Annotated in this window: 14 protein-coding genes; 7 read left to right on the top strand and 7 right to left on the bottom strand. The window is 71.8% G+C overall.

Features of this window, described 5'->3' with window-relative positions; translation table 11 throughout:
* Positions 1 to 63: 63 nt before the first annotated feature.
* Positions 64 to 495, top strand: coding sequence for an Lrp/AsnC family transcriptional regulator (locus ACF1B9_RS00180; RefSeq protein ID WP_351075681.1), 432 nt, complete (start codon positions 64 to 66; stop codon positions 493 to 495).
* Here ACF1B9_RS00180 and ACF1B9_RS00185 read toward each other — a convergent pair.
* The 3 genes from ACF1B9_RS00185 to ACF1B9_RS00195 form a co-directional block, all read right to left on the bottom strand.
* The gene (locus ACF1B9_RS00185; RefSeq protein ID WP_391742240.1) at positions 473 to 2,083 is read right to left on the bottom strand and encodes a GAF domain-containing protein; all 1,611 of its coding nucleotides are present in this window, start codon (positions 2,081 to 2,083) and stop codon (positions 473 to 475) included. The two genes, ACF1B9_RS00180 and ACF1B9_RS00185, sit on opposite strands and share 23 nt — an antisense overlap.
* 21 nt (positions 2,084 to 2,104) lie before the next feature.
* The gene (locus ACF1B9_RS00190) at positions 2,105 to 3,142 is read right to left on the bottom strand and encodes a rod shape-determining protein (protein WP_391742238.1); all 1,038 of its coding nucleotides are present in this window, start codon (positions 3,140 to 3,142) and stop codon (positions 2,105 to 2,107) included.
* Positions 3,143 to 3,290: 148 nt separating this feature from the next.
* Positions 3,291 to 3,857 carry a hypothetical protein gene (locus ACF1B9_RS00195; RefSeq protein ID WP_391742237.1) on the bottom strand — a complete coding sequence of 189 codons (567 nt, stop codon included), beginning with the start codon at positions 3,855 to 3,857 and terminating at the stop codon, positions 3,291 to 3,293.
* A gap of 78 nt (positions 3,858 to 3,935) precedes the next feature.
* On the opposite strand from ACF1B9_RS00195, the gene ACF1B9_RS00200 reads away from it, so the two are divergent.
* The gene (locus tag ACF1B9_RS00200; protein WP_391742236.1) at positions 3,936 to 4,760 is read left to right on the top strand and encodes a hypothetical protein; all 825 of its coding nucleotides are present in this window, start codon (positions 3,936 to 3,938) and stop codon (positions 4,758 to 4,760) included.
* 85 nt (positions 4,761 to 4,845) lie between these two features.
* Here ACF1B9_RS00200 and ACF1B9_RS00205 read toward each other — a convergent pair whose 3' ends face one another.
* Positions 4,846 to 5,289 carry a MarR family winged helix-turn-helix transcriptional regulator gene (locus tag ACF1B9_RS00205; RefSeq protein WP_376217019.1) on the bottom strand — a complete coding sequence of 148 codons (444 nt, stop codon included), beginning with the start codon at positions 5,287 to 5,289 and terminating at the stop codon, positions 4,846 to 4,848.
* Positions 5,290 to 5,438: 149 nt separating this feature from the next.
* Here ACF1B9_RS00205 and ACF1B9_RS00210 point away from each other — a divergent pair, with 149 nt between their 5' ends.
* From ACF1B9_RS00210 to ACF1B9_RS00225, 4 genes are all read left to right on the top strand, one after another.
* The gene (locus tag ACF1B9_RS00210) at positions 5,439 to 6,458 is read left to right on the top strand and encodes an NADP-dependent oxidoreductase (protein WP_391742235.1); all 1,020 of its coding nucleotides are present in this window, start codon (positions 5,439 to 5,441) and stop codon (positions 6,456 to 6,458) included.
* 90 nt (positions 6,459 to 6,548) lie between these two features.
* Positions 6,549 to 6,977 (top strand): organic hydroperoxide resistance protein, encoded by a 429-nt coding sequence (locus tag ACF1B9_RS00215; protein ID WP_351075695.1) that lies wholly within the window; start codon positions 6,549 to 6,551, stop codon positions 6,975 to 6,977.
* A gap of 108 nt (positions 6,978 to 7,085) precedes the next feature.
* On the top strand, positions 7,086 to 7,871 hold the full coding sequence (locus ACF1B9_RS00220; protein ID WP_391742234.1) for an EI24 domain-containing protein: 786 nt from the start codon (positions 7,086 to 7,088) through the stop codon (positions 7,869 to 7,871).
* A gap of 14 nt (positions 7,872 to 7,885) precedes the next feature.
* Positions 7,886 to 8,497, top strand: a complete 612-nt coding sequence (locus ACF1B9_RS00225) for a LysE family transporter (protein ID WP_391742232.1) — start codon at positions 7,886 to 7,888, stop codon at positions 8,495 to 8,497.
* 72 nt (positions 8,498 to 8,569) lie between these two features.
* Here the strand turns inward: ACF1B9_RS00225 and ACF1B9_RS00230 are convergent, their stop codons facing one another.
* Both ACF1B9_RS00230 and ACF1B9_RS00235 read right to left on the bottom strand, forming a co-directional pair.
* Positions 8,570 to 10,522, bottom strand: coding sequence for an FAD-dependent oxidoreductase (locus ACF1B9_RS00230; RefSeq protein ID WP_391742231.1), 1,953 nt, complete (start codon positions 10,520 to 10,522; stop codon positions 8,570 to 8,572).
* A 118-nt stretch (positions 10,523 to 10,640) separates the two neighbouring features.
* Positions 10,641 to 11,237, bottom strand: a complete 597-nt coding sequence (locus ACF1B9_RS00235; RefSeq protein WP_391742229.1) for a TetR/AcrR family transcriptional regulator — start codon at positions 11,235 to 11,237, stop codon at positions 10,641 to 10,643.
* Between the two features lie 153 nt (positions 11,238 to 11,390).
* Between ACF1B9_RS00235 and ACF1B9_RS00240 the strand changes: the two genes are divergently transcribed.
* Positions 11,391 to 13,862 (top strand): glycoside hydrolase family 3 protein, encoded by a 2,472-nt coding sequence (locus ACF1B9_RS00240; protein ID WP_391742228.1) that lies wholly within the window; start codon positions 11,391 to 11,393, stop codon positions 13,860 to 13,862.
* 65 nt (positions 13,863 to 13,927) lie between these two features.
* On the opposite strand, the gene ACF1B9_RS00245 is transcribed toward ACF1B9_RS00240, so the two are convergent.
* Positions 13,928 to 14,926, bottom strand: a complete 999-nt coding sequence (locus ACF1B9_RS00245) for an aldose epimerase family protein (protein WP_391742226.1) — start codon at positions 14,924 to 14,926, stop codon at positions 13,928 to 13,930.
* Positions 14,927 to 14,937 lie beyond the last annotated feature (11 nt).

Raw genomic sequence — 14,937 nt, forward strand, 5'->3', positions numbered from 1 at the left:
TCGGACCCGCTCCGGACGCGACGTACGAAGCCATGAACCGGACAAAGCTGCGACAATCGCCCTATGGACCGGCTGGACAGGGAAATCCTCGGCATCCTGCAGGAGGATGCCCGGATCTCGTACCGCGATCTGGGTGTGCGGGTGGGACTCAGCGCGAACGCCGCGGCCGACCGGGTGCGGCGGCTGCGGCGCGACGGTGTCATCCGCGGCTTCACCGTGATCATCGATCCGGCCGCCGACACCCGTACGGGCCTGGTCGTCTTCATCGATGTGACACTGCGGATCGACACGACGAACGAGGTGTTCGAGCGGTCGGTGCTCGCCCTGCCCGGCATCACCGAGGTGATCCATGTGACCGGCGGCCACGACTATCTCGTGCGGGCCACCGTCGCCGACACCGCGGCCCTGGACGGACTGCTGCGCAGGCTGAAGCGGGAAGCGGGTGTCGCCCACTCCAACACCCGCATCGCGCTCAGAGCGGCGCCTGCCAGATGACGGTCGACGAGCGCGAGCCGTCCTCGTCGCGGCCGTCGTCGGCCACGGCCAGCCGTACCGCGGGCCGCCCGTCCGGCAGCACCGTCGTCGCGTCCACCTCCACCTCGATGGCCGACACTCCCGCCCGCCGGTGCGCGGCGGCGAGCGCGCCGCGCAGCGCGGCGAGGAGCCGGCGGTCCACAGGCTCCCGGACCAAGGCGTCGACCGCCCCGTTGAAGTGCACCGAGGGCTGGAAGCCGAGGACGGCCGCGGCGCCCCCGGTCTCCCGCAGCACCAGCCCGCGGAAGGTGGCGGGGGACTCGGCGGGCGGCTGCTGGAGGGCGAAGATCGCCGTCCGTACTTCCTGAATGGTCGAGTCCAGCTCGTCGACGGCCCTGCCGAGCAGCTCATCGGTCTGTGGGGCGGTGGTCCTGCGGCGGGTCGACTCCAGCATCATCTCGGTCGCGAACAGCCGCTGGACGACCAGGTCGTGCAGATCCCGGGCGATCCGGTCCCGGTCCTCGTACACCGCGAGCTGTTCCCGGTTGTGCTGGGCGTCCGCCAGGACCAGGGCGAGCGCGGCCTGCGAGGCGAACTGCGAGGCCAGCTGCCGGTCCACGGCCGTGTACGGGCGGGCACCGCGTCGCCGGGGCAGGGCGAGAGTGCCGATCAGTCGCCCACCGCTCTGCAGCGGCAGCATCATGCTGGGGCCGAACCGCGACCGCACATGCGTCGTCATCCGGGGGTCGGTCGCCGAGTCCTCGATGAACACCGGATCCCCGCCCAGCAGTTGGACCAGGACGGCGGAGCCGGGCTCGATGGTCGTGCCGACGATCCCGGCCGGGTCGTCGAGCGTGGACGCGGTGACGATCTCCATCCCGCCCTCCTCGTTCGGCTGGAGGATCACCCCGGCACTGGCGTCGGCGAGCGTTCTGGCCGCTTCGGCGACGGTCATCAGCGCGTCGGCCGCGTTCCGGCCCGTCAGAAGGGTGGTGGTGACGGCGGCCGCCCCCTCGATCCAGCGCTCCCGCTGCCGGGCCGCCTCGTACAGCCGGGCGTTGCCGATCGCGATTCCGGCCTGCGAGGCCAGCACCCGCAGCAGCGCCATGTCCGTGTCGGTGAAACGGCCGGTGCGTTTCTCGGTGAGGTAGAGATTCCCGAAGACCTGGCTCTGCACCCGGATCGGCGCCCCGAGGAAGGAGTGCGCGGGCGGATGGCCGGGCGGCACCCCGCAGGAGCGTGGGTCGGCGGACAGGTCGTCGCAGCGCAGCGGCTGCCCTTCGTCGATGAGGACGCCGAGCATCCCCGTGTGTCCGTCCGGGAGGCGGCCGATGCGCCGGCGCCCGGCGTCGTCGAGGCCGGAGGTGAACAGCTCGCTGATGGTGCCGAGTTCGGGATCGAGCACGCCGAGCGCGCCGTACCGGGCGCCGGTCAGCGCGGTGGCGCTGTCCACGAGCTGCTGGAGAGTGGCCCGCAGTTCGAGATCGGTGCCGACACTCAGCACCGCTTCCAGGAGCACCGGCAGCCGGGGCGACGGCGCGGTGCCGGACGGGGCGGCCGTTTCCTCGTCCGAGGGCTCCGCGGCCGTGTTCGCCGCGTCTTCGGTCATGCGCCGCACCCCCCGAGGTGTTCAGCAGGCGAGCGGGTCGAGGACCAGCGGCTGGATCTGACCGTCCAGCATCGCGCCGAGTCCCAGCACGGAGCACACGTCGGGCCGCTCCGCGATCTGCACGGGCACGCCCGTGGCCTCCCGCAGCATGTGATCGAGACCGGGCAGCAGCGCGCTGCCGCCGACCATCATGATTCCGCAGTCGGCGATGTCGGCGACCAGGTCGGGCGGGCAGTCCCGCAGGATCTTGCCGAGACCGTCGAGCACCGCGGTCAGCGGGGCGTGGATGGACTGTCGCACGGCGGCGGTGTCGACGCGCACCGAGCGGGCCAGGCCGGTCGCCACGTCACGGCCGTGGATCTCGGTCGTGGCGGGACCGTGCGCGGTCAGACCGACGCCGCTGAGCGCCAGTTGCAGCGGGCGTACGGACTGGCTCGGCAGCATCAGATCGTGGTGCTGGCGCAGATGCTGGATCACCGCGTGGTCGATGGCGTCGCCTCCGATCGGGATGCGTACGGCGGTCACGATCGAACCGAGGGAGAGCACGGCGATCTGGGTGGTCGCCGCCCCGCACACCATGATCATGGAGGCGGTCGGCTGCTCGACGGGGAGCCCGCAGCCGACGGCCGCCGCGATCAGTGTGTCGACCAGCTCGACCCGCCGGGCACCCAGCCCGACCAGGGTTTCGACGGCGGCCCGCTGGGCGAGCGGATCGCTGTCGTGCGGGGTGCAGGCGGCGGCCCGCAGCCGGGGCTTGCGGCGCAGTTGGCGGCGGAGCTTCTCGCCGAGCAGCTGGCGGAGCATGCGCTGGGCCATCTCGATGTCGATGACCGTTCCGCCGGTCACCGGGCGGACCACCCGGATGTAGTCGGGGGTGCGGCCCGTCATCTTTTCGGCGAGTTCGCCGACGGCGATGAGTGAGCCGGTGCGGGTGTTCACGGCGGCGGCGCTCGGTTCGTCGACGACGAGTCCGGGCCCCTTGACGTACACACGGGTCCGGGCGGCCCCGAGGTCGACGGCGACATGGCAACGGCGCAATTGCTCAAGGCTGACGGTCACGGCGGGTTCTCCCGGGAGCGCGGATGGGGGTACCGGCGGCAGCCGGCTCTCCTGGCATCGTGCGCCGTTCGGAGTCATCGCGCGCGTCGGGGTGAGCCGTAGGAGGGACGGGGCTGACGGGGTGACAGAGGAGCGGCGTACGCGGAGGTCAGCCGGGCAGCAGTCGCTGGAACAGCCCCCAGGTGAATTCCGCGACATGGCATTCACCCGTTCCGGGCGCGGTGATCGCGAGTGCCCACCGGGTCGGCGCGCTGCCCTCCATCGGGCGGGCCGGTGCGAAGGCCTGTGCGACCTCGTCCACCGTGGCCGACCAGGGACGCAGATCCTCGACCGCGCGCAGCTCGGGACCTGCCCTCCCCGGCGTCCGGACCAGCCATTCGTTCCATACCGCCCCGCCCGGCGCGACCATCACCTCGAAACGCAGATCCGGCCAGAGCGGCACCGGCCACAGCAGCGCGTCGCACTCCAGATCGCCGATCGTGCGGTGCGTGGACGATTCGGGCGCGCCGAGCACCGAACGGTAGCGGCGCAGGGCGCCCCGTCCGCGGGGCGCCCGCACCATGGCCTGCCAGCGGCGGTTGGCCTCGCGCATCTCGGCGAGCGAGGCGCTCAGCTCCTGCCGTGCGTCGGCGACGAGATCCGGTTGATGGTCGGCCATCCGGCGCAGCAGGACGAGCTGGAACTCACGAGGGCCGAAAGGCGGAGGCGCGGTCACGGAATCAACAGTTCCACACAGAACCCTCACACGAGCGGCTTTCTGTATTGCCCGACAGGCATCTAATCTGCGGGCGCCATGGATTATTGCCACCCGTGTCAGCGGCATCTCAACGGTGCCCTGGCCTGTGCCGGATGCGGAACCCCCGTCGAGGCGCTGAGCCCGTACGTCGCGCCCGCGTTCTCCGGTCACGAGCCGGACGCGGTGCATGAGACGCCCGCACCGCCCCGTCCCGGCGGCCGTCGCCGCCGGGGGCACGGTGCCGACCGGCCCGCGCGCGCCGGCCACGGATCCCGCGGGGCGGACCGACGGGGCGGGGGAGAGGGGCCCGCCGCCCGGGAGGGGCGCGGCCGGCGCGCGCACCGTCGCCGCGGCCGGACGGCCCTGTTCGCCGTCCTCGGCGTGGTGCTCGCCGCCGGGGTGCTGAGCCTGGCCCAGCTGGCCATCGAGCCGAACGGCGACGACCGCGCCTCGGACTACGTACGCGAATCGACCGAGGTCACGTCCGAACCGGCCCCGGACCCCTCGGCGAGCGACGCGCCCGAGCGGCCCGGTCCGGTCGACGACCCCTCCGTGCTCCCGGTCACCGATGCGCATCGCGCCGACGCCACGGGTGCGGGCGCGGGCACGGCGACCGGCGACGCCCGCCCCGAAGGCTCCGGCGCCGAGCCCGGCCCGGCCTCCGCCGCGCCCCCGGGCGCCACGGATGATCCGTCGCCCGACCCCGACCCCGACCCCGACCTCGGGGCCGACGAGGAAACGCCCGCCGACCCGTCGGACACCGCCCGGCCCGGCGGTGGTCCGACCCGGCCGGCACCGGCGACGTCGCCCAGCGCCGGCCCCAGCCCCACCCCGGCACCGACCCGGTCCGAGACGTGCTGGTTCCTCTTCTTCTGTTCGTGAGCGGTCCGTAGCGCCGTCCGGTCGCGTGGCCCGAGGCCGCGCCACGTCCTCAGCCGCCGGACGGGCCTCAGCCGCCGGACGGGCCTCAGCCGCCGGACGGGCCCGACTCGCCCAGCATCCTCCGCAGCAGGTCCCGCAGCACGGCCCGGTCCTCGTCCGACAGCTCGGCCAGGGGCTCCCGGGCGAAGGTGAGCGAATCGCGCAGCTGCTGAGCCGTGCGGGCACCCTTCTCCGTCGGGGCGGCCAGCTTCACCCGCCGGTCGGCCGGATCCGGCCTGCGCTCGACCAGACCGCGCGACTCCAGCCGGTCGACGATCCCGGTGACGTTCGACGGCTCGCACTTCAGCTTCTTGGCGATCCTGCGCATGGGCATCGGTTCCAGGGAGAGCAGCCCCAGGACGCGCGCCTGGGCACCGGTGAGCGAGTGGGCCGCCGCGGCCTCGTCGTACTCCTCGTAGTAGCGCGCCACGACGGTGCCGATGAGTTCGACGACTTCGAGGGTCAGCGGGTCTGTCCGGGGGGTGGCCATGACACCCAGGATAACCAGTTACTTGACAATATGAAATATTCAGGAGCATGGTTGTTTCACATCATGAAGCATTTTCGGTTTCCCGTCCGGTTTCGGCCGGCCGGCGAAGCCTCCCCCACCCCGTGAGGCATTGAGGAGACCCCGAGCCCATGTCTGCAGCACTTCCCACGTCCGGCCGCGAATGGCATCTGGTCGCCCGCCCCCACGGCTGGCCGAAGGCCGAGGACTTCGCGCTGCGTGAGGCCCCGGTCACCGCCCCCGGCGAGGGCCGCGTCCTGGTCCGCAATCTGCACTTCTCGGTCGACCCCTACATGAGGGGAAGGATGAACGACGTGAAGTCGTACGTTCCGCCCTTCGAGCTCGACCACCCCATGGACGGCGGCGCGGTGGGCGAGGTCATCGCCTCGAACGCGCAGGGCATCGCGGTCGGCGACCACGTCCTGCACGGCCTCGGCTGGCGCGAGTACGCCGAGGTCCCGGCCGAGCGCGCCGTGAAGGTCGACCCGTCGCTCGCCCCGCTCTCCGCCTATCTCGGCGTGCTCGGCATGACCGGACTCACCGCCTACGCGGGGCTGTTCGAGGTCGCCTCGTTCAAGGCGGGCGACGCCGTCTTCGTCTCCGGCGCGGCCGGTGCGGTCGGCAGCCAGGTCGGCCAGATGGCGAAGCTCAAGGGTGCCTCGCGGGTCATCGGCTCGGCCGGTTCCGACGAGAAGGTCAAGCTCCTCGTGGAGGAGTACGGCTTCGACGCGGCCTTCAACTACAAGAACGGCCCGGTCGCCGAGCAGCTGCGCGCAGCCGCCCCCGACGGCATCGACGTCTACTTCGACAATGTCGGTGGCGAGCACCTCGAAGCGGCGATCTCCTCGCTCCATGTGCACGGCCGCGTCACCGTCTGCGGAATGATCGCCCAGTACAACGCCACCGAGCCGACCCCCGCCCCGCGCAACCTCGCGCTGGTCATCGGCAAGCGGCTGCGCATCCAGGGCATGCTCGTCGGCGATCATGCCGCGCTCCAGCCGCAGTTCGTCCAGGAGGTCGCCGGCTGGCTGGCCTCGGGCGAGCTGAAGTACCGCGAGACCTTCGTCGAGGGCGTCGAGAACGGCTTCGACGCCTTCCTCGGTCTGCTGCGCGGCGAGAACACCGGGAAGATGATCGTTTCGCTCGCCTGACAGCCGTTCCGGCGCAGGCGTTAGGCTCATCCACAGGCCGTCGCGATCGTGGGCGCGAGTCGCGGCGCACAGCAGAAGGATATTTCCGACATGGCTCTTCAGGACATCACCGTTGCCTACACCGCCGTCGCCACCGCCGAGAACGGCCGTGACGGCCGCGTCTCGTCCGACGACGGCAACCTCGATGTCATCGTCAACCCGCCCAAGGCCATGGGCGGCAGCGGCGCCGGCACCAACCCGGAGCAGCTCTTCGCGGCCGGTTACAGCGCCTGCTTCCAGGGCGCCCTCGGGGTCGTGGCCCGTCAGGAGAAGGCCGACATCTCCGGCTCCACGGTGACGGCCGCGGTCTCCATCGGCAAGACCGCCGAGGGCGGCTTCGGCCTGGAGGTCGCGATCAGCGCCACCATCCCGAACGTCGACGCCGCCACCGCGCAGTCGCTCGTCGAGAAGGCCCACCAGGTGTGCCCGTACTCGAACGCCACGCGCGGCAACATCAAGGTCGAGCTGTCGGTCGCCTGACCGCTCACCGCCGACCGAGGGCCGCACCCCGCCGGGGTGCGGCCCTCGGCCGTGCACCGGCCGCACCGTGACGGGAGCGGCCCCCGGCCCCCCCAGTACGCTGACGCCATGCGTGATCTAGGGGCGGGTTTCGGCTACTTGATAAAGGGACAGCGCTGGGTGGGCCGGCACGGCCGCTGGTTCGGCTTCGGGCTGCTGCCCGGCCTCATCACCTTTGTGCTGTACGTGGCGGCGCTCGTCGGCCTCGGTTACGGCGCCGACGATCTGGTGAGCTGGGCGACGCCCTTCGCCGACGACTGGTCCTCGCCCTGGACCGGTCTGCTCCGCACCACCCTGACCGTGCTGGTCTTCGCCCTCGGGCTCTTCCTCGCGGTGATCACGTTCACCGCGGTGACGCTGCTGGTCGGCCAGCCCTTCTACGAGTCGCTGTCCGAGCAGGTCGATCGTACGGAGGGCGGCGAGGTCCCCGAGTCCGGGCTGTCGCTCCGGCGCGAGCTGTGGATCTCCGCCCGCGACAGCATCCGCGTCCTGGTGCGGGTGGGGCTGTACTCGGTGCTGCTCTTCGCCCTCGGGTTCATTCCGGTCGTCGGCCAGACCGTCGTCCCCGTGATCGGCTTCTGCGTCACCGGCTACTTCCTCTCCGAGGAGCTCACCGCCGTCGCGCTCCAGCGCCGCGGCATGATCCTGAAGGACCGCCTCGACCTTTTGCGCGGCCGCCGCATGCTGACCCTCGGCTTCGGCGTACCGCTGGGGCTCGCCTTTCTGATCCCGTTCGTGGCCGTCTTCCTGATGCCCGGCGCCGTCGCCGGGGCCACGCTGCTGGCCCGGGACCTGGTCGCGCCCGACGAGGACGAGGGCGCGGCCCCCGCCCCGTACACCCTCGACAAGAGCTGAGCGGATCCGTCCCCATGGCCGAGATCGTCGCCGTCGCCGTCATCACCGTCCTCGCCGTCATCAGTCCGGGCGCGGACTTCGCGATGGTCGTCCGCAACAGCTGCCTGTACGGCCGTACGACGGGACTGCTGGGCGCCGTCGGAGTCGCCGCGGGTGTGCTCGTCCACGTCACGTACACGATGCTCGGCGTCGGGCTGCTGATCGCCTCGTCCACCACCCTGTTCACCGCGATCAAGCTGATCGGCGCGGCCTATCTCGTCCACATCGGGGTACGGACCTTCCTCGCCCGCGACGATCTCGGAATCGACCTGGACTCGAAACCCCGGCTGACCCGGCTCGCGGCCCTGCGCACCGGTTTCCTCACCAACGTCCTGAACCCCAAGACCACGCTCTTCGTCGTGTCGACCTTCACCCAGGTCGTCGGGCCCACGACCGGCCTGTGGGAGCAGGCCGGTTACGGGTTGTTCATGTCCGTCGCACATCTCGGCTGGTTCGGCCTGGTCGCGCTGTTCTTCTCGAACGCGCGGCTGCGCACCGCGATGCTGCGGTGGCAGAAGGCCCTCAACCGGGGCATCGGATCGGTGCTCGTCGGACTGGGCGTCACCCTGGGCCTGGGCGGGCACTGAAGATCCTGGCCGGCTCGCGTCAAGATCTTCAGCACCCTCCCGGCTCGCCGAGCGACGCCCGCCCGACGGGGGTCAGCTGGTGTGCACCTCCAGCGCGGACCGGACCGCGGACTCCAACGCCCCTTCGATCCAGGCCGGCTTGATCGAGGTGTGGCAGCCGGCGAAGTGCAGCGGCCCCTCGACCGACCGCACATCGGCGAACAGCTCGGTGTGCTGGCCCGGCAGCAGCACCGACGCCTCGCCGTACGCGTACGGATCGCGCATCCACGACTGGGTGGCGCCGACGCCGGTGTAGAAGACCTCGACGCGCTGCCCGTACACGTCCTGCACCCCGCCCAGGGCGTGCGGATAGCGCTCGTCGTCGTCCAGCGAGTCCCACTTCAACGCGTCGTCGGCCCAGCTGTACGAGGCGAGGACCACGCCGCCCGCGCTCTTCTCGACCGGGTGGGACGGCTGGAACATGAAGCGGTTGGGGTTGTCGGTGACCGATCCGCCGCCGATGACGTGCGCCGCCTCGGGCTGGTTGCGGGCGTCGGCGCGGTACGCCGCGTAGTGCACGCGCTGGTTGGGCGGGAGGTGCCCGGGGGCTACGGAGGGGTGGGCGCCCAGCAGCGAGCCGTCGGCCGGTGCCTTGCCCCGGCGGTAGGCGTCGTACAGGCCGGGCCTGATCCGCTCCAGCTCGGTCTTCCAGTCCTTCTCCTCGAACTCCCACCAGCGGCGGCTGAATTCGAGCAGCACCTTGGTCGCCGCGTCGTAGTGGATCTCGGTGATCGCGCGCCGCTTGCCGTACGAGAGCGCGGGAGCGACCGGGATGTGGCGCAGTCCGGAGAACGGCACGGTGATGATCGCCCGGTCGCCGGTGAACGTCTCGCGCACGAGCGGCTTGCCGTCGCGGCCCTCGGACACCGTCTCGACCCGGACGCCGCCCGCGCCGTGGCTGATCCTGGTGGCCCGGCGGTCCAGCCGCACGATGTCCTTGACCCGCTCGTACATCGCGTCGGCGAGCGTGGCCGTGCCGCCGGGCAGTTCGAAGAACGCGGTGTCCGGGCTGATCAGCGAGGCACCGATGAAGCTGTGCACAAAGGCGAGATGGAGCCGGGAGGTGAGGTTCTCGACCGTGCCGATGAGGTCGATGGTCCGCTCGTCGAGTTTGGCGGCCTCGGTCAGGAAGCGGTACATCGACCAGTGCCCGTACCGCTGGATCACCCGCGCCCAGCCCTGGACGAGTTCGCTGCCCTCCTTGCCCTCGAACTCCTTGCGCACGGGCGCGAAGGCCTCGCGCACGATCGTCGCGGCGGTCTTGTTCTCGAATTCGGCGGGAACGCCGAACGAGCGGTTGACCGCCTGTGGCTTCGCCGCGTAGTCGGCCTTGCGCATCCGGACGCCGTTGACGTGGATCCAGGTGCGGTTGACGGGCCGGCCCTCGGCGTCGACATCGACCAGGTAGAAGCGGCGGCGCTTCAGCTCGAAGCTGTCGATGAGTCCGGTGACCAGCGGGTGGCTGTCGGGGATCCGCATGGCGCCGGCTTCGGCGTACTGATGCGGGTCCGCGAACGGCGCCTTCGCGTTCTCGTGGCCGCCCTTGCGGAAGGTCTTGATCCGGCCGCCGACGCGGTTGCCGTTGGCCTCGATCACGGTGACGGTGTGTCCGGCGCTGCGGAGCAGATGGGCGGCGGTGAGCCCGGCCGGGCCCGCGCCGACGACCAGCACCTTCCTGGGGGCCTTGCGGCTGCGCGGCAGGCCCTTGGACAGCAGGATGTCGCGGTAGTGCGGGACCAGCGGCTGGTCCTGTTCGTCGCGTACGAGGATGGCGCGGGCGATGGTCAGGCAGGCCGCCCAGTCCGATCCGGTGGCCGCCGGGGCGAGCGCGGCGCCGGATGCGGCGGCGTCAACGGCGCGGGGCGCGGCAGCACTTGCGGCGCCGACGGCGGTCGAGGCAAGGGCGGCGGCGCCGGCGGCGGCGCCGGTGATCATGGTGCGTCGGGAGGGCAGGCCGGAAGAAGCTCCGGCGGTCTCGGAAGTCATGCGCCCCACCCTGGGGCGTCCTGGACGGCGCCTGTGCCCGGACGCGCGTAGACCACTGGGAAATCACCCGGAGGTGACGTTCATCGATCTTGTCGTACCGGTTTCGTCGCAGGCCGTGTCATGTTTGGGGGTTCTCTGGAACGTGTGGTTCCGGCGACCCCAGCAGCGTCAGGAAGTCCTGGAACACCGCGGACATGTCCACCGAGTCCGGGTCCAGCAGCCACTGGTACTGAAGCCCGTCCATCACCGCCACCAGCAGCGGCGCCGCGCGCTCCGGCGTCAGGCCGCCCGGCAGCCGCTCGCCGTACTCCGCGCGCAGCGTCGTCGCCATGCTCGCCCGGACCTGGGTGTAGCGGTGGGTGAAGAACTCCCGCGCGGGGTGACCCTCCGTCACGCTCTCGCCGAGCAGCGCCGAGAACGTCTGGACTATGCCGGGTCGCATCGCGTTGTACTCGACCAGTGAGGCCAGCAGATCGAGCCGCCATCTGCCGTCGCTCCGGGTCCCGCCGCCGGTGTCCCACTGGTCGCGCTGCTCCAGCACGGCGACGAGCAGCGCCTCCTTGGTCGGGAAGTAGTGCAGGAGGCCCTGCTGGCTGAGGCCGACCCGCTCGGCGACGGCGCTCAGCGAGGCGCCCCGGTAGCCGCGCTCGGCGATCACTTCGAGAGCGGCGCGGAGAATCTCCGCCCGCCGCTCCGCGCTTCTGGCCCGCGTCATCGCCTCGGCCCCTTTCGGTGCTCCATCGGTCCCGCACCGAGGACCGTACGCCATCCCGGTAAATCACAGATTGATAACGACGCCTACTGCTCTACCGGTCATGCGGTCACTATGGAGACATTCAGTGCAGGACACCGACGAGGAGGTACGGCCGTGGCAGGCGCGTCCACCCCCACCCACCCGGATGCGACCCGCGAGGCCGCGGTCGAAGCGGCGCTGTCCGCACTCGGGCTCGACGACAAGACGCGGCTGCTGGCCGGGCAGGACATGTGGTCGCTGCCCGCGCTGCCCGCCGTCGGGCTGCGCTCCCTGGTGATGTCCGACGGGCCGATCGGCGTCCGCGGGGTCGCCTGGAGCGCCGACGACCCCTCCGTCGCGCTGCCCTCGCCCACCGCGCTCGCCGCGACCTGGGACCCGGCCCTGGCCCGCCGGGCCGGCCGGCTGCTGGCGCAGGAGGCCCGCCGCAAGGGAGTGCACGTCCTCCTCGCTCCGACCGTGAACCTCCACCGTTCCCCGCTCGGCGGGCGCCACTTCGAGACGTACAGCGAGGACCCGTACCTCACCGGCGAGATCGGCACCGGCTATGTGCGGGGTGTGCAGGACGGCGGTGTCGGCACCACCGTCAAGCACTTCGTCGCCAACGACGCCGAGACCGACCGCTTCACCGTCGACAACCTCGTCGCCCCGCGCACCCTGCGCGAGATCTATCTCGCCCCGTTCGAACGCATCGTCAAGAACGCCCACCCCTGGGGCATCATGGCCGCCTACAACCGGGTCAACGGCTCCACCATGACCGAGCACCGCTATCTGCAGAACGCGGTGCTGCGGGGCGAATGGGGTTTCGACGGCTACATCGTCTCCGACTGGCTGGCCGCCCGCTCCACCGTCGCCGCCGCGAAGGGCGGCCTCGACGTCGCCATGCCGGGCCCGAAGACCGTCTACGGCAAGGCGCTCGCCGACGCCGTGCGCGCCGGTGAGGTCGAGGAGTCCGTCGTCGACGGTGCCGTACGGAACGTGCTGCGGCTGGCCGCCCGCGTCGGCGTCCTGGACGGCGCCCCGCCCGTCGTCGACGAGGCGGCGCACCCCGCGACCGTCGACGGCGACGCGCTGGCCCGCGAGATCGCCCGCCGCTCCTTCGTCCTCGTGCGCAACGAACGCGCCGCGCTCCCCGTCGACCCGGCCACCGTGCGCAAGGTCGCGCTCAGCGGGGCGCTCGCCCGGGACGCCCGGGTCCTCGGCGGCGGCTCCGCCCAGGTCTTCCCGCACCACATCGTCTCGCCGCTGGACGGCCTCACCGCCGCCCTCCCCGAGGACGTGCTCGACTACCGGGTCGGCGCCGACCCGAACAACGAACTCACCCCTGCCGAGAAGGGCTTCGAGCTGAGGGCCGTCTGTTACGACGCCTCCGGCACCGTCATCGGCTCGGCCCCACTGCGTGGCGGCAGCCTCCAGTGGATCGGTGACGACTTCCCCGCGGGCGTGACGCTCAAGACGCTGCACAGCGTCGAGATCACCGGCACTTTCGTCCCGCGCGACGACGGCGAGCACGTCTTCGGTACCCGCGGCACCGGAGCGCTCACCCTCACCGTCGCGGGCGAGACCCTGTACGACGAGGTCCACCGGGTCACCGGCTCCACCGACCCCGGCGAGGCGTTCTTCGGTAACCCCCTGGAGCGCGGCCGGATCACCCTCACCGCGGGCGAACCCGTCGAGGTGTCGCTGCGACAGGTCCCCGACACCCTGGGCGAGGACGCGCCGATCCCCGGCGTCTCGTTCTCCCTGTGCCACCTCGGCCCGCGCCGCGACCCCCGCGAACTGATTGCCGAGGCGGTCGAGGCGGCCCGTGCCGCGGCCACCGCGATCGTCGTCGTCGGCACCACCGAACGCGTCGAGTCGGAAGGCTTCGACCGCACCGACCTCAGGCTCCCCGGCCACCAGGACGACCTGGTCAGGGCCGTCGCCGCCGTCAACCCGAACACCGTCGTGATCGTCAACTCCGGTTCCCCGGTGGAGCTTCCGTGGCGCGAGGAGGTCTCCGCGGTCCTGCTCAGCTGGTTCCCCGGCCAGGAGGCCGGCCACGCGCTGGCCGACGTCCTGCTCGGCTCCGAGGAGCCCGGCGGCCGCCTCCCCACCACCTGGCCGGTCGCGCTCGCCGACGTCCCGGTCTCGAACACCACGCCCACCGACGGCGAACTCCGCTACGAGGAGGGTGTCTTCGTCGGCTACCGGGCCTGGGAGAAGGCAGGCACCGCGCCCGCGTACCCCTTCGGCCACGGACTCGGCTACACCACCTGGGAGTACGAGAGCCTGACGGCCGGCCCCGACTCCGCCACCGTCCGCCTCCGCAACACCGGTACCCGGCCGGGCGCCGAGACCGTCCAGCTCTACCTGGCACCCCGGGACGACACCGCCGAACGCCCGGTCCGCTGGCTGGCCGGTTTCGCGCGGGTCGAGGCGGCGCCCGGCGAGAGCGCCGAAGCGGTGATCGCACTGGAGCGGCGCGCGTACGAGATCTGGGACGAGACGGCGTACGACTGGACTCTCGTCCCCGGCACGTACGAGGTGCAGGCGGCCCGTTCGCTCGGTGACGTACGTCTGACGGCGGCCGTGGAGGTCAAGGAGTAGCGGGCCACGGAAGAACGGGAGGGCCCCGCAGCGGCATCCGACGCCGCTGCGGGGCCCTTCCCCGCTCAGCGCACCGCGAATCCGTACACCGTCGTCGAGACGTACGTCTCGCCCGGCCGCAGCACCGTGCTCGGGAAACCGGGCCGGTTCGGGGAGTCCGGGAAGTGCTGGGTCTCCAGCGCGATCCCGGCGCACGGGCCGAACGGCCGGCCGTCGAAGTGGTCCGCCGTGTACAACTGCATGCCCGGTTCCGTCGTGGTGACGGTCAGGACTCGCCCCGACGTCGCGTCGTACAGCTCGGCCGCGGGCCCCGCCCCGGAGCCGTCCAGCACGAAGTTGTGGTCGTAGCCCGCCCCCACCGGCTTCGGCTCACGGAAGTCGAACCGGGTCCCGTCCACCGGCAGGAACTCGCCCGTCGGCAGCGACTCGGCGTCCGCCGGAGTGATCCGCCCGGCCGCGATCCGCAGCACCTGCCCGAGCGCGCTGCCACTGTCGGCGCCCGCGAGATTCCAGTACGTGTGATTCGTCAGGTTCAGCACCGTCGGGGCGTCCGTCGTCGCCCGGTACACGATCCGCAGCGCCCCGCCCTCGTCCAGCGTGTACGTCGCCGATACCGACAGACGCCCCGGGAAGCCCTCCTCGCCGTCCTCGGAGACCAGGGACAGCTCGACGCCGTCGGCCACCCCACGCGCCCGCCACACGCGCTTGTCGAAGCCCCTGGCCCCGCCGTGCACATGGTTGCGCCCCTCGTTCCGCGTCAACCGGTGCGTGTACCCGTCCAGCTCGAAACAGGCACCGCCGATCCGGTTCGCGTACCGCCCGACCAGCGCCCCGAAGTAGGGGCCGGAGCACGTCTCGTACCCGGCGAGGTCCGGCAGCCCGAGCGCGACATCCGCCCGTGCCCCGTCCCGGCCCGGCACCTCGACCGACTGCACGATGCCGCCGTACGTCAGGACGCGCACCCGCGTACCGTCCCGCTCCAGCGTCCAGCGGTGCACGACGGAACCGTCCGCGAGGGTGCCGAACTCTTCCGTACGCAGCACTGTGCTCGAACCCGTGTCCATGATCACGGAGC

Origin of the sequence: Streptomyces sp. NPDC014727, from assembly GCF_043083485.1 — a bacterium.
Lineage (GTDB): Bacteria > Actinomycetota > Actinomycetes > Streptomycetales > Streptomycetaceae > Streptomyces.